This window comes from Pseudomonas sp. NPDC089395 (assembly GCF_044749525.1).
Lineage (GTDB): Bacteria > Pseudomonadota > Gammaproteobacteria > Pseudomonadales > Pseudomonadaceae > Aquipseudomonas.
The window spans coordinates 154,241-174,684 of record NZ_JBIVID010000010.1 but is presented as its reverse complement, the minus strand read 5'-3'; the positions used below and the strand labels follow the sequence as shown (position 1 = coordinate 174,684).

Sequence of the window (20,444 nt, the reverse complement as noted above, 5' to 3'; positions counted from 1 at the left end):
CGGTTGTGTCTCTCGACAGTGCAGTCAGCGTACTTGTGTGTCAGCTCGCACTTTGAACACAAAAAGATACAAACGCCGGCTCACACCACCGGCTGCATGCAAGCCGCCAGGTCCTCCAGAAACGCTTGCAATATCGGCGGCGCAGCCACCCCGCGACGGGTAATCACGTCGAAGGGCGAGCTCAGGTCCAGGGTGCTCGCGCCCAACCGGCACATCTCCCCGCTCTTCACCCACGGTTCGGCAAAATGCACGGGAAGAAACCCGACATAGGCCCCGGAAATGATCAGGATCGCCGCCGCCTCGATATTTTCGACGGTGGCCGCGGCCTTGCTCATGCCCAGTTGATCGAGGTCGTACTGCTGCATGTAGCCGCGCGCGACCAGGCGGCAGGCGCGCACTTCTTCCAGCAGGCGGCCATTGCTGGCCTTGCTGCCGAACAAGGGATGGCGGCGGCCACAGAACAGGCCCAGCGCCTCGTCGTAGAGGGGTAGGTAGGACAGCCCTGGCACGCGCATGGGGAAGTGCCCGATGGCCAGGTGCAGGCGGCCGTCCAGTACACGCTCTTCGAGCTCGGCGGGGGTGCCGATATAGACGTTGAGGTGGGCGTCGTGGCCGCGTGAGACGAAACGTTGCGTGGTGCGCGGCACCGGCGAGTCGGGGTCGGTCAGCGTCGAGTCGATGATCCCGAGGTTGAGCTTGCCGCTGATGTGCTGCTTGAGCACATCGGCGTCGAGGCAGAAGCTTTCCACGGCGCCGAGCAGGCGCAACGCCGCTTCATGGATCGCCACCCCTTGCTCGGTCAGGCGAAAGCCGCTGCGCCCGCGCTGGCAGAGCTTGACCCCCAGCCGCGTTTCCAGGTGCGTCATCTGTTCGCTGATGGTCGACTGGCCGGCGTTCAGCGCGGCTTGTGCTGCGGAAAACCCGCCGCACCTGACGATGGTGGCGAATACCCTGAGGAGCTTGAGATCGACATCGTGGAGCTGGATCACGCCTGGCCTCCTGTCGGTGCGTCACATCGGTGAAGCTGATATGAGCATCCGATCGATTGTTTTCTGCCAAGGTAAGCATGGCTGGGCGTGCTACCGCAATGCCGGGATCTTGCGGATTTCAAAAGCCTCGAATACTTCGGATTAGCCGATGTATGCATCTGCAGTTGCGCATTTTTTTGCTGCCGGGCTGCGCCCATAGTGGCTGCAACGGAGGTCCCGCACGGGCCCCGTCTCCTGAATAGAACAAGAAGTGGAGAAGCCCGAACATGGCAAAGCACGGTTATGAATCCGGCCGCCTGAACCTGCCCTTCGTGGGGCATTGCACTTTCGCCAAATCGCCCATCTGTACCGACTGGAACGCCATCGACGCCGATGTGGCGATCCTCGGCGCGCCCAACGACATGGGCACCCAGTGGCGTTCCGGCGCGCGCTTCGGGCCGCGCGGCATCCGCGAGGCATCCACGCTGTTCTCGTTCGGCCACAGTGGCGCGTATGACCACGAGGATGACACCACCTACCTGACCCAGGACCAGGTGCGCATGGTCGATGTGGGCGATGCCGACATCGTTCACACCGACATGGCCAGCAGCAACGCCAATATCGAATCCGCGGTGCGCCAGATCCTCGCCTCCGGTGCCATGCCGGTGGTGCTGGGGGGCGACCACTCGATCCACGCCCCGGTGATCAAGGCGTTCGAGGGGCGTGGGCCGATCCATATCATTCACTTCGACGCCCACCTCGATTTCGTCGACGAGCGCCACGGCGTGCGCTACGGCCACGGCAGCCCCCTGCGCCGCGCCTCGGAACTGGATCACATCGTCGGCATGACTCAGATGGGCATTCGCAACGTGTCGTCCTCCAACCGCGACGACTACGACGCGGCGCGCGACGCCGGTTCGCAGATCCTCTCGGTGCGCGACGTGCGCCGGCTGGGCCCGGAAGGCGTGCTGGCGATGATCCCGGAAGACCGCGACTACTACATCACCATCGACATCGACGGCTTCGACCCGTCCATCGCGCCTGGCACCGGAACGCCGAGCCATGGCGGTTTTCTCTACTACGAAGTGCTGGAAATCATCCAGGCGCTGGCGCGTCGCAGCCAGGGCAGGGTCGTGGGCATGGACCTGGTGGAAGTGGCCCCGGCCTACGACCCGGCGGGTGTCACCTCGATCCTGGCCGCGCAACTGCTGATGAACAGCATCGGCTTCATCTTCCATGAGCGCGCCCGCGCTCGCTGACCGGGGACACACCGTGGACAACAAGGTTAAAGACTATCTGCAGGCATTCGGTGTGCTGGAAGCTACCCAGCGCTTCCTGTCCAAGCCCCAGCGCCAGTACATCGGCGGTGCTTGGGTCGAGGCCAGCGACGGCGCCACCAGCGACGTGATCGAGCCCTCCACCGAGGCCGTGCTGACGCGCATTCCCATGGGCACTGCCGAGGACCTCGACCGTGCCGTGCAGGCCGCCCGGGCGCAGTTCGACGGTGGCCCGTGGAGCCAGCTCAAACCCCTGGAACGTGAACGTCTGCTGCATCGCCTGGCCGATCTGGTCGAGCGCAATGGCGACGAGTTGGCGCAGATCGAGTCCATCGACATGGGCAAGTCGGTAGAGCAGGCGCGCGCCGTGGACATCCAGGGCACCGTCGACACGTTCCGCTACTTCGCCGGCTGGGCCAGCAAGATTCACGGGCGTACCGTGGAGCCTTCGCTGCCGGGCAACTACCTGGCCTATACGCGCAAGGAACCGGTCGGGGTGGTGGGCGTCATCGTGCCCTGGAACTTCCCCTTGCAGACCATGGCCTGGAAACTTGGCGCTGCCCTGGCGACCGGCTGCACCGTGGTCGTCAAGCCGGCCGAGCTGACGTCCCTGTCGGCCCTGCGCTTCGCCGAACTGGTCGAGGAAGCCGGCATTCCCGCCGGGGTGATCAACATCGTCACCGGGCGTGGCAGCGTGGTCGGCGAGGCGATGTCCAGCCACCCTGGCATCGACAAGCTGAGCTTCACCGGCTCGACCCCGGTCGGCTGTTCCGTGGGCAAGGCGGCGATGGACCAGATGAAGCGCCTGACCCTGGAGCTGGGCGGCAAGTCACCGGTGATCGTGTTCGCCGATGCCGATATCCCGGCGGCGGCGCAGGCGGTGGCCAACGGCGTGTTCTTCAACTCGGGGCAAGTCTGCGATGCCGGGACACGGGCCTACATCGAGCGCAGCATCTACCCACAGTTCCTGGCGGCGCTGGCCGAATACACCGCGACGCTGAAGATCGCACCCGGCCTGGACCCGGACTGCTTCATCAGCCCGATGGTGTCGCGCAAGCAGCAACAAAGCGTGCTCGACTACATTGCCCTGGGCAAGGCCGAAGGGGCACAGCTCTACTACGGCGGCGAGCCCGTCGAAGGCCCGGGCTTCTACGTGCAGCCAACCATTTTCGCCAACTGCCGCAACGACATGCGTGTGGTCCAGGAAGAGATCTTCGGCCCGGTGCTGGTGACCCAGCCCTTCGACAGCCAGGAAGAGGCACTGGCCCTGGCCAACGATTCGGCGTTCGGCCTGGCGGCGGCGCTCTACTCCAATGACCTGGGCCGGGTCCACGGCCTGATCCCGCAGTTGCGTGCCGGCACCGTGTACGTCAATGCGCACAGCACCCTGGACCCGTCCATGCCGTTCGGTGGCTACAAGCAATCGGGCTATGGCAAGGACATGGGGGCCGAACAGCTGGAGTTCCTGCTGGAAACCAAAGCCGTGTGGATCACCTTGCCCTGACCGACAGGGTGGCCAGCGCCGTTGCCTCTGGGTGGCGGCGCTGGCGAATCGGCATGCATCGTATTCCAAGAACAAGAACCTACCGAGGTGATGCCCATGAACAGCGAAGTCGATGTGGAGCGTGCGCAAGACCTGGACCGGCGCCTGCGCGCCTATGAAGAACTGCAAAGCGGCCAGCGCTGGCCGGGTGCGTTGACCACGACCGACTGCATCGCCCTGGCCGTGCTGGCGCTGGCACTGGTCGTCGGCTTCTACCTGTGGGGTGGCCAGCCATGAGCGATTCTCGCGAGCAGGAATTTCGCCTGGGCGCCGAACGTGGCGATACCCCCTTGCTGCCAAGCGAGCGGGTCTGGGGCTTCTGGGGCTTCGCCTATGCCAACTCAGCCTTGGCCGTGGCCACCTGGGTGTTTCTCATCGGCGGCGCCACTGCTTTGTTCGTCGGGCCACGCCAGGGCATCTGCGCTGTGGTCATCGGCAACATCATCGGGGTGATCCTCGCCGGCTGTTCCACCAGCCTGCCGTGCGGCAAGTACGGCGTCGAGCAGTTCACCTTCCTGCGCAGCATGTTCGGCATCAATGGCAGCCGGCTGGTCTACGTGCTGTCGGTAGTGGTGCTGACCATGGGCTGGCTGGCGGTGCTGGGGCTGATGTGCGGCCGCGCCCTGGACAACCTCGACACCCTGGTTCAACAGCGCCCGGCCGGTGCCGGTGACGGCTGGCTGGTGACCGCCGGTGGTTTGCTGGCCATCGTGCTGGCGGCGACGGTGGCCATGCGTGGGCCGGACATGATCCGCCGGTTGAGCGCGGTGATTGCGCCCAGCCTGATCCTGATCATGCTGGCGCTGATGTACCTGATCCTCCAGCGCTTCAGCATCGGCGATCTGCTGGCCATGCCGGCCCTGCAACCGCCGTTCGAAGACCCGCACGTCAACTTCATGATCGCGGTGGAAATCAACATCGCCGCAGGGTTCTCCTGGTGGCCTTACCTGGGCAACCTGTCGCGCTTGTGCAGCAACCAGCGCACGGCGTTCTGGCCCAACCTGGTGGGCATCTTCGGCGCCGCCTCGCTGGGCGAAACGGTCAGTCTGTTCGCGGCTTCGACCTTGGGCAGCAGCGACCCGACCACCTGGATGCGCCTGGCCGGCGGTATGGGCTTTGGTGTGGTGGCGCTGAGTTTCCTGGCGCTGGCCAACCTCACCGGCATGGTCAACATCCTCTACACCGCAGTGATCGGCTTGCGCCAGCTGGCCGGGGAGCGTTTGCGGGCCATGCGCTGGGGCCTGCTGATCGCGCTGTTCTGCGTGATTCCGGTGGCCATCGTGCTGTTGTTGCCCGGGATCTACGACGGCTTCTTCATCTTCCTGGTGTGGACGTCTGCGCTCAACAGCGCCCTGGCCGGCATCGGCATCGCCGATTACTTCTTCCTGCGTCGCCAGCGCCTGAACCTTCGCCATCTTTACGCCGCGCAAGGCGAGTCGCCGCTGCGTTTCTGCAAGGGCTTCAACCCCATCGCGCTGGTCGCGCTGGTGGCGGGCTTCGCGATCTACGTGGTGGTGTTCAACCCGCAGACGCTGGCCAACACCCACTTCTTCCGCTTCGTCACCGCTTCGCTGCCGTCCTGCCTGCTGGCCGGGCTGGTCCACTACGGGTTGACCCGTCTGTTGGCCGCCCGCCTGGGCTGGGGCGGCTATCCCCAGGGCAATGAACGCACACTCCAGGCAGGGCCTACGTGCTAAGGGCTACAGCAATGAATAAACACTACGACTACATCATCATCGGTGCCGGGTCCGCCGGCTGTGTCCTGGCCAGCCGGCTGACCGAGGATGCCGGCACCTCGGTGCTGGTTCTGGAGTACGGTGGCAGCGACCGCAGTGTGCTGATCCAGATGCCCAGTGCGTTCTCGCTGCCGATGAATACCAAGAAATACAACTGGCACTACGAAACCACGGCCGAAACGCACCTCGATGGCCGGCGCCTGCATTGCCCACGAGGCAAGGTGCTGGGCGGCTCTTCGTCGATCAATGGCCTGGTCTACATCCGCGGTCATGCCCATGACTTCGACGAGTGGGAAAGCCTCGGCGCCAAAGGTTGGGGCTATCGCAACTGCCTGCCGTATTTCAAGCGCGCCGAGCAATACAAGTTCGGCGGCGACGACTACCGCGGTGCCAGTGGCCCGCTGGCCACCAACAACGGCAACAACATGCAGAACCCGTTGTATGGCGCCTGGGTGGAGGCCGGTGCCGAGGCGGGCTACATCAAGACCGACGATTGCAACGGCTACATGCAGGAAGGTTTCGGCGCCATGCACATGACGGTCAAGGATGGCGTGCGCTGGTCCACGGCCAACGCTTACCTGCGCCCGGCCATGAGCCGGCCCAACCTGACCGTGGTCACCCACGCCATGACCCGGCGCATCCTGCTCGAAGGCAAGCGCGCGGTGGGGGTGGAATACGATCAAGGCGGCCAGACCCACAAGGTGTATTGCAAGCGTGAGGTGCTGGTGTCGTCCGGCCCCATCGGTTCACCGCACCTGTTGCAGCGCTCCGGCATCGGCCCCGAAGCTGTGCTGCGCAAGGCCGGCATCGAGGTGCGCCACGACCTGTCGGGCGTCGGCGAGAACCTGCAGGACCACTCGGAGATCTACATCCAGTACGCCTGCAAGGAGCCGGTCACCCTCAACGGCAAGATGAGCCTGTTGGGCAAGGCGCTGATCGGCCTGCGCTGGCTGCTGTTCAAGGACGGCCTGGGCGCCAGCAACCATTTCGAGGCGGGGGGCTTCATCCGCTCGGCCAAGGGGCTGCGCTGGCCTGATATCCAGTTCCACTTCCTGCCGGCGGCGATGCGCTATGACGGCAACAAACCGTTCAAGGGCCACGGCTTCATGGTCCTCACGGGGCCGAACAAGCCCAAGAGTCGCGGCCATGTCAGGGCATTGTCGGCCGACCCGTACCAGCACCCGGAAATCCGTTTCAACTACCTGGAGCGTGAGGAGGACCGCGAAGGTTTCCGCCGATGCGTGCGCCTGACCCGGGAAATCATCGGCCAACCGGCCATGGACCGCTACCGGGGCGAGGAGCTGGCGCCAGGGGCGCATGTGCAGACCGACGAACAGATCGATGCCTTCGTGCGCGCCAACATGGAGAGCACCATGCACCCTTGCGGTTCCTGCCGCATGGGCGAGGACGACATGGCGGTGGTCGATTCCGAACTGCGCGTGCACGGGCTGCAAGGCTTGCGGGTAATCGACTCGTCGGTGTTCCCCAGCGAGCCCAACGGCAACCTCAACGCACCGACCATCATGCTGGCCGAGCGCGCCTCTGACCTGGTGCGCGGGCGTAAGCCGCTGGCGTCTGCGGATGTACCGGTGGGGCTGGTGGGTGGCTGGGAGGACCAACAGCGCAGCCATGCGCCGGCGCGCCAGGTGGTCTGAGGCGCAACCTGCGAGGGCGCGGCGTACAATAGCCGCCGACGCTCCCCACAGGACCAGGCCAACATGAAAACACCCGGCGGCGCGCTGCTCAGCGGCGTCGAACTGGATCGCACCAGCCAAGTGCCGCTGTACCGGCAACTGTACTTGCAGGTGCGCAAGCAGATCCTCAGCGGTCGGCTCGCGGGCGGTTCGCGCCTGCCGTCGACCCGCACGCTGTGCAAGGAGCTGGGGCTGTCGCGGATCACCTTGCTCAATGCCTTCGACCTGCTCACCGCCGAGGGCTTCCTGGACTCGCGCACCGGCGCCGGCACCTTCGTCGGCGACGAGTGGGAGGGGCGTGGCCCGGACGCGGGGCCCGCCGCCAAGCCACCGCGCTTGTCGAGCCTGAGCCAGGCGGTGCATTCGCTGCGCAGCACGCATTTCAGCGGAATGTCGTACAACGCCTGGGCACCGGAGTGCCCGGTGTCCTTGCTGCCCAGCCACCCGGCCTACGATGCCTTCCCAATGCCAGTATGGAAGCGTCTGGTCAATCGCCACCTGCGCAAGCCCGGCAAGGCGCAACTGGGTTATGGCGAAGTCAAAGGGCTGCAACGGCTGCGCGAGGCGATCGTCGAGTACGTCTTCGATGCGCGCGGCATCGAGTGCAGCGTGGATCAGGTAGTCATCACTTCGGGCGCCCAGCAGGCGTTCAACCTGCTTGGCATGCTGCTGCTCAACCCCGGTGACAGCGTGTGGATGGAAGACCCCGGGCACATTGCCGCGCGCATCGCCTTCCAGGCATTGGGATGCCAGCTGGTGCCGCTGCGCATCGACGAACAGGGCCTGGATGTGCAGCAAGGATTGCGTGAATGCCCGGATGCGCGCCTGGCGTTCACCACGCCTTCACGCCAGCACCCGCTAGGCACCACCATGAGCCATGCTCGCCGCCAGGAACTGATCGACTGGGCCTCGCGCAGCCAGGGCTGGATCGTCGAGGACGACTGCGACAGCGAGTTCCGCTACGTGGGCCGTTCGCTGCCGGCCTTGTATGCCATGGACCCCTGGCAGCGGGTGATCTATGTCGGCACTTTCAGCAAGGTGCTGTACCCGTCGCTGCGCCTGGGTTACGTGATTCTGTCCGAGGCGCTGGTGGAGCCTTTCTGCGCCATTCGTGCGGTGATGGACCGCAGCCCCTCGACGCTGCACCAGGCCACCACCGCCGATTTCATGCTGGAGGGTCATTTCCTTGGCCATATCCGGCGCATGCGTGCGCTGTATCAGGAACGCCAGGCTTGCCTGCTGGAAGCCTTGCACAGCGAGTTGGGCGGTTTTCTTTCGGTGGCGCCGGTAGAGGCGGGACTGCACATGATCGGCTGGCTACCCGCAGAGGTCGACGACGATGCCCTGGCGCGCGGCTTGGTGGAGCACCAGGTCTACACCTATGCACTGCGCGATTATTGCCTTCAGCGCTACCTTGCACCTGGCCTGTTGCTGGGCTTCGCCGCCACGCCGCAGGCCCAGGCCCGGCAGCGCGCGCAGGAGCTCGCCGAGGGTATGCGCCGGCTCGGCCTGAAGGTTTGATGCAGCGGCGCGCCAGCGCGGCAAAGTGGTCATATAAACAAAACGGAAATGGCTATAGGGATAGCACCATTCCAGAGCGATAAAAGCATGGCCGGCCACCCCGGCAATCGCTCAGGAATGATAATAATGACAGCTATCCAAGCCCGCTTCGCCGCCCTCATGGGCCACAACGCCGGGGCCGCGACGCCCCTGGTGCTTACCCCCGAACTTGCCCGCCGCTTGCTCGCCCGGCTCGACAGCCTGCGCCTGTTCGCCCATGGCTATCCGCTGCTGACCAACCTGACCCACGGCCGTGTCAGCCCCGAGGACATGCTCGATTTCGCCTACCGGCACGAGCTCGACGGCCTCTCGCTGCACCTGCTCGACGGTGAGCACAACAGCCTTTCGCAAATGCCTGCCGAGCGCCTCGCCGCCTTCGCCGCCAAGGCCCGTGCCTTCGGCCTTGAGGTGCACCTGGAAATCAGCAGCACGCTGGCCGAGGATGTCGACAAGGCCGTGGCCGTGGCCCGTGCCATCGGCAGCCACAACATCCGCGTCTACTCGCGCTACGAAGGGCACCTGTCACGGGTCATGGGCATCATCGAGGACGACCTGCGGCGCCTGGCGCGGCTGGCCGATGAGCACGACCTGCACTTCGACTTCGAGCAGCACGAAGAACTCAAGAGCGACGAGATCGCCACCTTGCTGCGCCGGGTAGGGCACCCGCGGCTGAACGCGCTGTTCGATTTCGGCAACATGATCAACGCCTGCGAACAACCGCTGCCGGCCTTGGCCAACCTCGCACCGTTCATTCGCCAGGTGCATCTCAAGGGTGTGCGCGTGGTGCCCGAGGCCAACGGCTTTGGCCATTACGGTGTACTGCAGGGCAGCACCGAAGACCAACTGCCCAGCGCGCGCATGCTGCTGGAACTGCTGTTGCTCGGCGAGCAAACCCCCCAGGTGGTGGCCTTCATCCTCGAGCAGGAGAACCACTACATCGCACCGGCCTTCCGCCAGACAGGCGAGGCGAGCGATCCCTTCATTCCCTATCGCGAGATGAGCGAAACCCTGCTGCCGCCAGGTTACAGCCTGGAGCGCATGCTCACCGACGAACACCGCTGGGCCAACAACCAGGTGCGCTACCTGCGTGGCCTTTTGGGCGAAATGCGACTGCTGGCCGAACTGGCCCTGGCCGACCACTGAGCACACCCGACCCGCCGTCGCGACGGCGCCCATACCCCGGAAACTGTGGAGAACAACAATGACAGCACCGGCTAAAGCCAAATGGCTGCGCTTTCTGGTCCTCGTCCTTGGCGGTGGCACCATCTACAAGCTGGCCAACCTCAAGGATGCCTTCTACATCCCCATGCAAGAGCACATGGGCCTGAGCCATACCCAGATCGGCACGTTGCTCAGCGCCAACGCCATCGTCGCCACGGCCTTGTTCGTGCTGGGCGGCTTCCTCGCCGACCGTTTCGAAACCCGCCGGCTGATTCCGCTGGGGCTGATCGGGGCCGGTGGGCTGGGCATTTATCTGGCCAGCTTCCCCGGCTTCAACCAGCAGTTGGTGGTGTTCAGCCTGCTGGCGGTGTGTGCCGACTGCCTGTTCTGGCCGTCCCTGCTCAAGGCTATCCGTAACCTTGGCAACGACAATGAACAGAGCCGCATGTTCGGCTTCCTTGAAGGCGGACGCGGGGTGGTCGATACGCTGGTAGCCTTCTGCGCACTGGGCCTGTTCGTTGCCCTGGGCTCCGGCGCGCTGGGGCTCAAGACTGCGATCCTGTTCTATTCGGCGATCGATATCGGAGTTGGCGTGCTCACCCTGATCCTGCTCAAGGGCGACCCACAGACGACGGCCACCCGTGAACCGATCGGCGGCAAAGGTTTGCTCGAAGCGGTGCGTTCTCCAGGAATCTGGCTGGTGAGCCTGAACGTGTTCATGGTCTACATCGTGTATTGCGGCCTGACCTATTTCATTCCTTACCTCAAAGACATGTACCACCTGCCGGTGGCGCTGGTCGGGGCCTACGGCATCATCAACCAGTACTTCCTCAAGGTGCTCGGTGGGCCGGCCGGTGGCTACATTGCCGACAAGGTCCTGAAGAGCTCCAGCCGCTACCTGAAATGGGCGTTTCTGGCGTTGCTGCCGCTGATGCTGATCATCCTCAACATCCCGCGCCAGGAGAGCTTCATCTATGCCGGCATGGCCGCCACGCTGACCTTCGCCCTGGTGGTGTTCACCATGCGCGGCGTGTTCTGGGCGCCAATGAGCGAAGTGGGCATCCCTGCGCGTATCACCGGGTCTGCGTTCGGCATTGGTTGCCTGATCGGCTATGCGCCAGGGATGTTCGCCTACGTGATCTACGGCTCGCTGCTCGACCGTTACCCGGGTGAGCTGGGCTACACCTACGTGTTCAGCCTGATGAGCGTACTGGCAGTGGTGGGCTTCGGGGTGTCCGGGATATTGCAGCGCATGGTGAAACGCCGCGCCAACCAACAGCAGGCCGAGGCATTGGCCTGATCGGAGCTTTGCAGGGGCTGGCAATACTGCCGCCCCTGCAGGGGTTCACTGTAAGGTCGGTGATCTCAGCGCTGGCGACATGGCCGCCAGGGTTTCTTCGACGCGCGCAATCTTGAGAGCAAGCTCATTCGCTTCTTCTACGTTGCCCGCAGCCCTCAAGCGATCCCGAGTCTGACGCAACGTGAGCAGGGTTTTTTGCAGCTTGAGGGCAGCGGCCGTGTATGTGTCCATATGTTTCTCATGCACAGAAGGCATCCATGCCGTTGTAGGAAAAACGGACCGTAACAGCTCGAAAACCCTGATCAAACTGGGCTTACATACAGGAAAACCGCACTCACTGCTTTTTTCCTACGAGCATAGGAAAAACTTCCTACAAAACTGCGCAGTAGTTGTTTCTATTCGTTAACGCAGAACCCCGGTCCAAGGCCCTGAATGGCTTGGGTTTCTAGCGTGCCGACCGGGGTCGGCACGACCGCGCGGGCCCCGCAGGCGCTTCAGCCGTGAATGAAACCTTATGTAGCAATTGCCGTGAACAACGGTCACCCGCATCGCGGCATCTGATCCGCTTTTTTTCGTCGAACCTGAATCTGTAACCGTATCAGTCTCAAGTCGACAATGCGTTTGTCCCAACATCACGTCAAAGAGGTTCCGATGGGCAAGCTCACGTTGTTTCTGGGTGGCTTTCTGCTGCTGACCATTCTGATCGGTTTGCTCGGTACCATTCCGCCAGGCTGATCTGTGCGTTTGACAGGGCTGCCCGGTGGCACGGCCGGACCGGCGCTAGCTGCAAATCGTTTTCACGTGCACAGGGCTTATCGCGTCACAATGGGTCGCGACAGGAGGGCGGTCATTCGTTTGGGCGCCGTGCTATAAGTCCTTCTTTACATGGGAAAATCTGTCCACAAAAAACGTGGGTAGGTCTGTGGATAAAACTCTGTAGGCCAGGTCGGCGGCGGGCTCTGTTAAATTGGATAGAATTTGAACAGCCTTTATCGGGGCTGTTCAGTGGCCGCCTCACCTGCCTGGCGCAAGGCCAGCAACAGTTCCCGCACACGCGCCGGCAGATCACCGGCAGGGTACACCGCATGCATCTGCGGATCCTGCCCGGAGCTGGAGGTCAGCCGGTAATTCGCGCACACCCGTACCAGGCGCCCAGCGCGAACCTGGGGTTCACCCACCCAGTCCGCCAGGCGGGCAATACCGGCGCCGGCCAAGCTACTGTGGTAGACCGCATCGCCCGAGCTCAGGCGCAAGCGTGGGTGTGGGCGCACGCTGGTGATGCTGGCGTCGCGGCAGAAGTGCCAGGCCTTCAGGATGCGAGGCGCGGTGTGCAGGATCAGCGCATGCCCGGCCAGGTCTTCCGGCCCTTGTGGGATGCCAGCGCGGGCCAGGTACTCGGGGCTTGCATAAAGATGCCGGCGGTAGCGCCACAACGGATAGCCGATCAACTCGCTCGATTGAGGAAACGCACCGCGTACCACGAAATCGAGCTTGCCCAGCAACGGGTCGATGGCCTCGTCGCGGTACTGGACGTCCAGGGTCACCTGCGGGTGGCGCTGGGTGAAGGCCGCGAGCATGCCCGGCAGCACGTGTTCACCGAGCAGCTGCGGCACGGCAAAGCGAATCCAGCCTTGGGCGCTGCCGCTGAGTGCGGCCAGTTCATCTGTGGCATCCCGTTGCACATCCAGCAAGCGTTCGGCATGGGGCAGCAAGCGCTCCCCGGCTTCACTGAGGGTTACCGAGTTGGCGTTGCGGTTGAGCAGCTTGCACCCGGTGTTGTCTTCCAGCGCCTGCACCGCGCGGGTAATTGCGCTGGGTGAACGGCCCAGCGCACGTGCCGCGGCGACGAAGCTGCGCTTGTGCGCGACGCTGACGAAGGCCTGGATTTCACGCAGCATGTCCAATGCCATACAAGGGTTCCTCGTTGCAGTTTTCGCAATGTGGCATTTCACCACAAGCGCGCCGCTTTGATTAGCCTTGCAGCCTGCCTTCATTGCCTGGAACCGCGTCATGATGGATATCGCCGTACTTTCCGTGTTCGCTTTCGCCGCCGGCCTGATCGATGCCGCCGTCGGTGGTGGTGGGCTGATCCAGATCCCGGCGCTGTTCAATGTGCTGCCCACGGCGCAACCAGCGGCCTTGCTGGGCAGCAACAAGTTGGCGTCGGTGTGCGGCACGGCCTTCGCCGCGCGCTCGTTCATTCGCAGGGTGACCCTGGACTGGGGCTTGATCGTGCCTGCGGCACTCAGTGCCTTCGTCATGTCCTTCGCAGGTGCGGCCACCGTGTCGCTGGTGCCGCCCAGCGTGATGCGCCCGGCGGTGCTGGTGCTGATCGTGTTGATGGCGATCTACACCTTCTGCAAGAAGGATTTCGGCACCTTGCACAAGCCAGCCAAGATCGGCCCCAAGGAGCAGTGCCTGGCTGTGCTGATCGGGGGCGCCATCGGCTTCTACGACGGCCTGTTCGGGCCAGGTACCGGCAGCTTCCTGATCTTCCTGTTCATCCGCTTTTTCGCCCTGGACTTCCTGCATGCTTCGGCGTCGGCCAAGGTCGTCAACATCGCCACCAACCTGGCGGCGCTGGTGTTCTTCGTGCCGTCCGGCAATGTGCTGTACGCCATTGCCCTGCCGATGGCCGCGTGCAACATCCTTGGCGCCCTTACCGGCACCTGGCTGGCAGTGCGCAAGGGTGCCGGCTTTGTCCGTGGCTTGTTCCTGGTGCTGCTGTGCGTGCTGATCGCCAAGCTGTCCTGGGACTTGCTGGCAGGCTGAGTCAGACCCTCTGGCGCTGTGCCTGGGCCTGTTCGACCCGATTGCGCCCATGGGCCTTGGCGCGGTACAGCGCTTCATCGGCGCGTGCCATCAAGGCATCCAGGCTCGGCGAGTCAGTGTCGGCAGCGCAGCCGTCCAGGCCGATGCTGACGGTAATCTGCAGGCGCGCATCGCCGTGCACCACATGCAAGTCCTGCACGGCGCGGCGCAGGCGTTCGGCGGTGAACTTGGCGCGATCCGGTGCCAGGCCCGGGAGGATTACCACGAACTCTTCACCACCCATGCGCGCCAGCAGCTCGCCTTCGTGCAACTGGTCTTGCAGGGTGCGGGCGAACTGGCGCAGCACCTGGTCGCCGACGGCATGGCCATGGCGATCGTTGATCGACTTGAAATGATCGATGTCGAGCATCATCAACGTCAGCGGCAACGCCTGTGCATGCTGTTGGCGGCTTTCGAGCAGGGCATTGGCGCGGCGGGTGAAGGCGCTTCGGGTGAGGGCGCCCGTCAGATGATCGATGGTGGCCTGGTGCGCCAGGCGCGCCAACAGGCTGCGGTTGGCCTGGCTGACGCACGCGACCACCAGCGGGCCGAGCACCAGCATGGCGATGCCTAGGCGTGCCGACATCAGCGTCGTGACCCCAGGTTCGCTTTGCGGCAGGCTGAAGTGCATCAGGTTTTGCGCCACGGCGACGATCAGCGTGCTACCAGCGGTCAGCGTCAGCAGCGAGACCAGGAAGGGTGAGTAGGTCCAGGCACACCATAGCAATGCGGCGATCGGAAAGGCGATGGCCCCGGGCCCGCCAAACACGATGCTCAACGCCAGCGAGCCCAGCAGTACCAGCAACGGCGCCAGCCGGATCGCCTGGGTGCTGCGCAGCAACGCGCGGGCCGAAGGGGCCGTGAGCAGCACCGGCAGCACCAGGATGCTGGTCGAGAACTGTTCGCTGAACCACGCCAGCCATGTCGCACGCAGGGACTGCTCGAACCAGGGCGCGGCCATCACGCAGGCCAGGCAGGCCGCCACCGTGGCGCCCGCCGCGCAGGCGCCGAATACACTGAGTACGCCATACGGGGTGCGCATGCGCCGGTGCAGGCGAGGCAAGCGCGTAAGCAGCAGCCAAACCGTTACCACCACGCTCAGGTTGCACAGGTTGAACCACAGGGCAGGCACCCAGTCGCTGCCGCAGGCCAGGTCCGCAGCGACCATGGCCAGCCAGACCAGGCTGAAGCCGGCCATCCCAGCCAGGCGCGGATAACGCAACAGCACACCGGCCAACACGGCATTGACGGGCCAGAACAGTGACAGGGATTCGATTGGCCGGGCCAGGATTCCGCCCAGGGTCAGGGCGAAGGTGAGGCCGAACAGCGCGAGGTAGGGCAACAGGCGCGATTGTGCTGGAAAAACCATAGGCTCGACCGACAAGCGGAAACGAAATCCAGGACAACGGCTCTAGGCACCTGGGGCAATGACGTCTCAGTGTGTTTGCACCGAGTACTTGATGTCAATCTGCCGCGATCTTTCAGGATAATGCCGGATTGCCACTACTGTTCGCGCTCTACCGTTTACAAGCCAAAGAACCAAGGCACCATCAATACCGTCACCACCATCACCAGTAACGTGAAGGGCACGCCCACCTTGACGAAGTCAGCGAAGCGATACTGGCCAGGGCCGAGTACCAAGGTGTTCACCGGTGAAGACACCGGTGTCATGAACGCCGCCGAGGCAGCCAGGGCCACGGTCATGGCGAACGGGTAGGGCGACAGGCCCAGTTGCGTCGCGGTGCTGATCGCCACGGGCGCCATCAGTACGGCGGTGGCCGTGTTGGAGATGAACAGGCCGATCACCGCTGTCACCATGAACAGGCAGGCCAGCATGGCAAGCGGCCCGGCGCCACCGAGCAGGCTGACCAGCCCACCCACCGCCAGGTCGATGCCGCCGGTTTTCTGCAACGCCTGGGCGAAGGGCAGCATGCCGACGATCAGCACCAGGCTTTGCCAGTGAATGGCGCGGTAGGCACTGTTCATGTCGATGCAGCGCCCAGCGCCCATCAGCAGGCAGCCGATCAGTGCGGCAATGACGTTGGGCACCGCGCCGCTGACCATCAGGCCGACCATCACTGCCAGGCTGAGCAAGGCAAACGGTGCGCGGGTGCGGGCAGGGGCGACCTGGTCGATCTCGGCGGGAAGGCTCAGCACCAGGAAGTCCTTTGGCTGGCTTTGCAGCAGGCGTACCGCTTTCCAGGGGCCGACCACCAGTAGGGTGTCGCCCAGGCGCAGCTTCTCTTCCACCAATTGTTCTTCGATTGCCGCCTGGTCGCGGCGCAGGCCGACCACGTTGAGGTCGTAGCGGGTACGGAAGGCCAGTTCGAGGATGCTCTTGCCAATCAGCTTCGAGCCCGGGGGCAGCGAGACCTCGGCCATGCCCAGCTCCTGGGACTGATCGATGAAATACGCGGCCTTGAAGTGCAGAGGCTCCAGTTGCATGGTCTGGCACAGGGTGCGCAAATCGTCGCGGTTGGCGAACAAGTCGAGCAGCAGTACATCGCCCTGATGCAGTACGGTGCTGGAGTCGGCGGCGATCACCCGGGTGGTGAACTTGTGCTGGCGTTCGATGCCGATCACGTTGGCGCCATGCCGGGTGCGCAATTCCAGCTCGCCCAGGGTATGGCCGATCAGTGGGGATTGCGGACGGATTCGCAGGCGCCGCTCGCGGCCATTGAGCTTGTAGTCCAGTACCAGGTCAAGCAGGGTGCGGCGGCTTTCCACCCGGCCGTCCTTGCGCACTTCGCCATTGAGCCAGTGGCGGGTCAGCAGCATGTAGCCGACGCCTAGCACCAGCACCACCAGGCCGAACGGGGTAAAGCTGAAGAAACTGAAGCCAGGCAGGCCGTGGCGCACCAGTTCGCTGTGCACGACCACGTTGGGCGGCGTGGCCACCAGGCTGAGCATGCCGCTGATCAGGCCGGCGAAGCTCAACGGCATCATCAGCCGGCTGGGGGAAATCTGCAGGCGCGCGGCAATGCTCAGCACCACCGGAATGAAGATGGCTACCACCCCCGTCGAGCTCATCACCGAGCCCAGCCCGGCCACCGACACCATCAGCAATACCAGAAGGCGTGCTTCGCTGTTGCCGGCGCGTTCGCTCATCCATTCGCCAATGCGATAGGCAATGCCGGTGCGCACCAACCCCTCGCCGATCACGAACAGCGCGGCGATCAGCACCACGTTGGGGTCGCTGAACCCGGCCAGGGCTTGTTCGACGCTGAGAATGCCCGACAAGGGCAAGGCGAGAATCACCAGCAGGGCGACCACGTCCATGCGTGGGCGGTTGATGACGAAGAGCACGATGACGACGGCCAGCAGGCCGAGGACCCAGAGCAGTTCCTGGTTCATGGGGCGGGGATGTTCCTTCACACGAGGGGCACAGTAGACAGTAGCAGCCAGTCTGGCAGGTCGTGATAAAGGGGGTATTGATAAACATCAGGGCCGCAGGGCGGCCCTGAGCGCACCCCATCAGTGATGGTGCTTTTTGTCGCCCATGTGGTTGCCGATGGCGCTACCGGCCGCGCCACCCAGGCCCGCACCGATGGTCGAGCCGTTCGAGCCGCCCACCTTGCGACCGATGACCGAGCCACCGGCCGCGCCCAAGCCACCGCCGATGGCGGCTTCGGTACGGCTGTGCTTGTTCGCACCTACCGCGCCGGCCGCCGCGCCACCCAGGCCGGCGCCAATGGCCGCACCGGTGCTGCCGCCGATCTGTTTACCGACCACGTTACCCAGGGCTCCCCCCAGGCCACCGCCAATGGCGGCACTACCGTCACCGGCGAAAGCGCCTTGGCACATCAGCAGGCCAAGAGCAAGGGAAGGCAAAGTCAGACGCATGTTAAGAGCCTCGGAAGAATCATCAAGTTGGATGTGGAGTGGAAAGACGTTCTAGCGGTAGTCGCGGTCACGGTAGCGGCGATCATCGTCGCGATCGTACCGGTGGTGATGACGGTGGTCGCGATCACCGTCGCGCCAGCCATCATCGTCATCGTGGTAGTGATGGTGGTTGCAGCCGGCAACGAGCAGGAAGGCGGCAATCAGCGAACAACTGGCAAGGCGCGTTATCACGTTATAGGTCCTTGATCCGCAAAGGTTTACGGGACACTGCCTGAGACTGGAATCGATCCATTTTGTTTCCTTGCCGCCTATTTTTTTATGCTGCTGGCGATGAACGGCGTGCCTGTCGGCTGCAGCCCGGCGCATTTCGCCGGGGACGAGATTCCGCTGCGTTTCAGTGTCGGGTTATGGTGCGGTGTGCCAGGCCGCGCTGTATCAGGTCATGGCCGCTGGGCGCAACGCCGTGCGCATGGCGGCGTTGGTCGGGGCCGGTTGAAGTGCTAGAGTCGCATTCTTTTTTTGCCCCGAGGATGGAATATGCGAGCAATCTTGCCGATGGCTGCGGCACTGGTGTTGGTCGGTTGCGCTTCGGCGACCATGGACGCGGCACGCGGCGGCAAGCCGACTGCGCAGCTCGCTTCGCTGAAGGCCCCGGAGCTGGTGGCCCAGTGCATCCAGTTCAGCTGGCAGAAGGAAGACGTGTTCGGGGACGATGCCAGCGGCTACCTGGAGAAGCGCAAGCAGGGTGGGCTCACGGTCTATACCCGCGAAGCCGAGTCGTTCGTCGACGTCTATCCGCGGGCGGGCGGTACCCAGGTGGATTACTACGCACAGAAAAACGATAACGTGGCCCTGCAGCGGCGGGCGGCGGCGGCTACCTGCCTGTAGGGCGGGACGGGCCAGCTGGCTCACGAGGCGGGTGGTAGATACTTGAAGGAGAGCACGGATGGCTACTTTGGATCGATCACAGCAACTGAACCGTGACAGCTGGGATGAGCGCGCCCCGCTGCATGCGGCGTCAAAGGATTATGAAGTCGAGCGTCTGGTCCTCCAGCCCGAGCACCTGTCCGAAACCGTCCGTTTCGACCTGCCGCGGCTGGGCGACATTCATGGCTTGCGCACGGCCCATCTGCAATGCCATATCGGTACCGATACCTTGTCGCTGGCGCGGCTGGGGGCTGAGGTCAGCGGCCTGGACTATTCTGCAGCCTCGCTGCTGGAAGCCAGGCGTCTTGCCCAGCGCTGCGGCACGGCAATCAACTACGTACATGCCGACGTCTATGAGGCTGACCGCGTGTTGCCTGCGGGTACTTTCGACCTGGTCTACACCGGCATCGGTGCATTGTGCTGGCTTGCACGCATCGAGCCCTGGGCCAGCGCCGTGGCGGCCTTGCTCAAGCCTGGCGGTCGCCTGTTCCTGCGCGATGGCCACCCGATGTTGATGGCCGTGAACGAAGACCATCAGGACCGGCTGCAACTGGAGTATCCCTACTTCGAACACGAGGCGCCGACGGTATGGCACACCGACCAGACCTACGTCGACAGCGACCAGCGCCTGACCCGGACCGAAACCCACGAATGGAACCACGGCCTCGGCGAGGTCATCAGCGCCTTGCTCGCGCACGGCCTGCAACTGACCGCCCTGGTCGAGCACCAGAGCATCCCCTGGGAGGCATTGCCGGGGCAGATGGACAAGGGCGCCGATGGCGAATGGCGCCTGCGCCATGCGCCCCAGCGCCTGCCGCTGAGCTACACCCTGCAGGCGATCAAGGCCTGATCAGGACAGGTAACCACCGTCGACGTTGAGCGCGGTGCCGGTGGTGTAGCTGGACGCATCGCTGGCCAGGTACAGCACGGCGCCGGCCATTTCCTTGGGGTCGGCCACGCGCTTGAGCGGGATCTGCTGCAGCGCGGCGTTGAGGATGGCGTCGTTCTTCACCAGCGCCGAGGCGAACTTGGTGTCGGTCAGGCCTGGCAGCAGGGCGTTGCAGCGGATGCCGAACGGCGCGCACTCTTTGGCGAAGACCTTGGTCATGTTGATCACCGCCGCCTTGGTCACCGAATAGATGCCCTGGAAGTGGCCGGGTGAAACACCGTTGATCGACGCCACGTTGATGATGCTGCCGCCGCCGTTCTCGCGCATCAGCTTGCCGGCTTCCACCGACATGAAGAAGTAGCCGCGGATGTTGACGTCGACGGTCTTCTGGAAGGCGCCTGGGTCGGTGTCCAGCACATTGCAGAATTGCGGGTTGGTGGCGGCGTTGTTGACCAGCACATCCAGGCGCCCGAACTGTTCGCGGATGCCGGCGAACACCTGCTGGATCTGCTCCATTTCACCAATATGGCAGGCGACTGCGGTGGCCTTGCCGCCGGCGGCGATGATCGCGTCGGCCACCTGCTGGCAACCTTCGAGCTTGCGGCTGGAGACGATCACATGGGCACCCTGCTGGGCCAGCAGGTGGGCAATGGCCTCGCCAATGCCGCGGCTGGCGCCGGAGACGAAAGCGATCTTGCCGTCGAGGTCGAACAGGTGAGTCTTGGACATGCTGTT

Annotated in this window: 19 protein-coding genes and 1 pseudogene; 12 read left to right on the top strand and 8 right to left on the bottom strand. The window is 64.1% G+C overall.

Annotation, left to right across the window (positions count from 1 at the left end; genetic code table 11):
• Nucleotides 1–80: 80 nt before the first annotated feature.
• Nucleotides 81–989, bottom strand: a complete 909-nt coding sequence (locus tag ACIPZG_RS21250) for a LysR family transcriptional regulator (protein ID WP_400716626.1) — start codon at nt 987–989, stop codon at nt 81–83.
• 266 nt (nt 990–1,255) lie between these two features.
• On the opposite strand from ACIPZG_RS21250, the gene speB reads away from it, so the two are divergent.
• From speB to ACIPZG_RS21210, 8 genes are all read left to right on the top strand, one after another.
• A complete protein-coding gene (speB, locus tag ACIPZG_RS21245; protein WP_400716624.1) occupies nt 1,256–2,227 on the top strand; it encodes an agmatinase in 972 nt (323 codons plus the stop codon).
• A gap of 13 nt (nt 2,228–2,240) precedes the next feature.
• Nucleotides 2,241–3,749, top strand: coding sequence for an aldehyde dehydrogenase family protein (locus ACIPZG_RS21240; protein WP_400716622.1), 1,509 nt, complete (start codon nt 2,241–2,243; stop codon nt 3,747–3,749).
• Nucleotides 3,750–3,845: 96 nt separating this feature from the next.
• The gene (locus ACIPZG_RS21235) at nt 3,846–4,025 is read left to right on the top strand and encodes a hypothetical protein (RefSeq protein ID WP_400716620.1); all 180 of its coding nucleotides are present in this window, start codon (nt 3,846–3,848) and stop codon (nt 4,023–4,025) included.
• On the top strand, nt 4,022–5,485 hold the full coding sequence (locus ACIPZG_RS21230) for a purine-cytosine permease family protein (protein WP_400716618.1): 1,464 nt from the start codon (nt 4,022–4,024) through the stop codon (nt 5,483–5,485). The genes ACIPZG_RS21235 and ACIPZG_RS21230 overlap by 4 nt, the downstream gene beginning before the upstream one ends.
• Before the next feature lie 11 nt (nt 5,486–5,496).
• Nucleotides 5,497–7,179 (top strand): choline dehydrogenase, encoded by a 1,683-nt coding sequence (gene betA / locus ACIPZG_RS21225; protein WP_400716616.1) that lies wholly within the window; start codon nt 5,497–5,499, stop codon nt 7,177–7,179.
• Nucleotides 7,180–7,242: 63 nt separating this feature from the next.
• The gene (locus ACIPZG_RS21220; RefSeq protein WP_400716614.1) at nt 7,243–8,739 is read left to right on the top strand and encodes a PLP-dependent aminotransferase family protein; all 1,497 of its coding nucleotides are present in this window, start codon (nt 7,243–7,245) and stop codon (nt 8,737–8,739) included.
• A gap of 126 nt (nt 8,740–8,865) precedes the next feature.
• On the top strand, nt 8,866–9,921 hold the full coding sequence (locus tag ACIPZG_RS21215) for a sugar phosphate isomerase/epimerase family protein (protein ID WP_400716612.1): 1,056 nt from the start codon (nt 8,866–8,868) through the stop codon (nt 9,919–9,921).
• A 58-nt stretch (nt 9,922–9,979) separates the two neighbouring features.
• Nucleotides 9,980–11,239, top strand: a complete 1,260-nt coding sequence (locus ACIPZG_RS21210; protein WP_400716610.1) for an MFS transporter — start codon at nt 9,980–9,982, stop codon at nt 11,237–11,239.
• 45 nt (nt 11,240–11,284) lie between these two features.
• Here ACIPZG_RS21210 and ACIPZG_RS21205 read toward each other — a convergent pair whose 3' ends face one another.
• Both ACIPZG_RS21205 and ACIPZG_RS21200 read right to left on the bottom strand, forming a co-directional pair.
• Nucleotides 11,285–11,470 carry a hypothetical protein gene (locus ACIPZG_RS21205; protein WP_400642439.1) on the bottom strand — a complete coding sequence of 62 codons (186 nt, stop codon included), beginning with the start codon at nt 11,468–11,470 and terminating at the stop codon, nt 11,285–11,287.
• A gap of 758 nt (nt 11,471–12,228) precedes the next feature.
• A complete protein-coding gene (locus ACIPZG_RS21200; protein ID WP_400716608.1) occupies nt 12,229–13,149 on the bottom strand; it encodes a LysR substrate-binding domain-containing protein in 921 nt (306 codons plus the stop codon).
• Between the two features lie 100 nt (nt 13,150–13,249).
• Between ACIPZG_RS21200 and ACIPZG_RS21195 the strand changes: the two genes are divergently transcribed.
• A complete protein-coding gene (locus ACIPZG_RS21195) occupies nt 13,250–14,011 on the top strand; it encodes a sulfite exporter TauE/SafE family protein (protein ID WP_400642441.1) in 762 nt (253 codons plus the stop codon).
• A 1-nt stretch (nt 14,012) separates the two neighbouring features.
• Here ACIPZG_RS21195 and ACIPZG_RS21190 read toward each other — a convergent pair whose 3' ends face one another.
• The 4 genes from ACIPZG_RS21190 to ACIPZG_RS21175 all read right to left on the bottom strand — a co-directional run bounded on the left by ACIPZG_RS21190 (nt 14,013) and on the right by ACIPZG_RS21175 (nt 18,124).
• A complete protein-coding gene (locus ACIPZG_RS21190) occupies nt 14,013–15,434 on the bottom strand; it encodes a diguanylate cyclase (RefSeq protein WP_400716606.1) in 1,422 nt (473 codons plus the stop codon).
• 140 nt (nt 15,435–15,574) lie between these two features.
• Nucleotides 15,575–17,404, bottom strand: coding sequence for an SLC13 family permease (locus tag ACIPZG_RS21185; protein ID WP_400716604.1), 1,830 nt, complete (start codon nt 17,402–17,404; stop codon nt 15,575–15,577).
• Nucleotides 17,405–17,524: 120 nt separating this feature from the next.
• Nucleotides 17,525–17,893: a glycine zipper domain-containing protein gene (locus ACIPZG_RS21180; protein ID WP_400642444.1), complete on the bottom strand. Its 369-nt coding sequence runs from the start codon at nt 17,891–17,893 to the stop codon at nt 17,525–17,527.
• 51 nt (nt 17,894–17,944) lie between these two features.
• Nucleotides 17,945–18,124 carry a hypothetical protein gene (locus tag ACIPZG_RS21175; RefSeq protein WP_008089395.1) on the bottom strand — a complete coding sequence of 60 codons (180 nt, stop codon included), beginning with the start codon at nt 18,122–18,124 and terminating at the stop codon, nt 17,945–17,947.
• A gap of 123 nt (nt 18,125–18,247) precedes the next feature.
• On the opposite strand from ACIPZG_RS21175, the pseudogene ACIPZG_RS21170 reads away from it, so the two are divergent.
• The 3 genes and pseudogenes from ACIPZG_RS21170 to ACIPZG_RS21160 form a co-directional block, all read left to right on the top strand.
• Nucleotides 18,248–18,389 (top strand): annotated as a pseudogene (locus tag ACIPZG_RS21170) (GGDEF domain-containing protein); the annotation flags it as partial.
• A 41-nt stretch (nt 18,390–18,430) separates the two neighbouring features.
• Nucleotides 18,431–18,781, top strand: coding sequence for a hypothetical protein (locus ACIPZG_RS21165; RefSeq protein WP_400642445.1), 351 nt, complete (start codon nt 18,431–18,433; stop codon nt 18,779–18,781).
• A 67-nt stretch (nt 18,782–18,848) separates the two neighbouring features.
• Nucleotides 18,849–19,670 carry a class I SAM-dependent methyltransferase gene (locus ACIPZG_RS21160; RefSeq protein WP_400716686.1) on the top strand — a complete coding sequence of 274 codons (822 nt, stop codon included), beginning with the start codon at nt 18,849–18,851 and terminating at the stop codon, nt 19,668–19,670.
• Here ACIPZG_RS21160 and ACIPZG_RS21155 read toward each other — a convergent pair whose 3' ends face one another.
• Nucleotides 19,671–20,438: an SDR family oxidoreductase gene (locus ACIPZG_RS21155; protein WP_400716602.1), complete on the bottom strand. Its 768-nt coding sequence runs from the start codon at nt 20,436–20,438 to the stop codon at nt 19,671–19,673.
• Between the last annotated feature and the right edge of the window lie 6 nt (nt 20,439–20,444).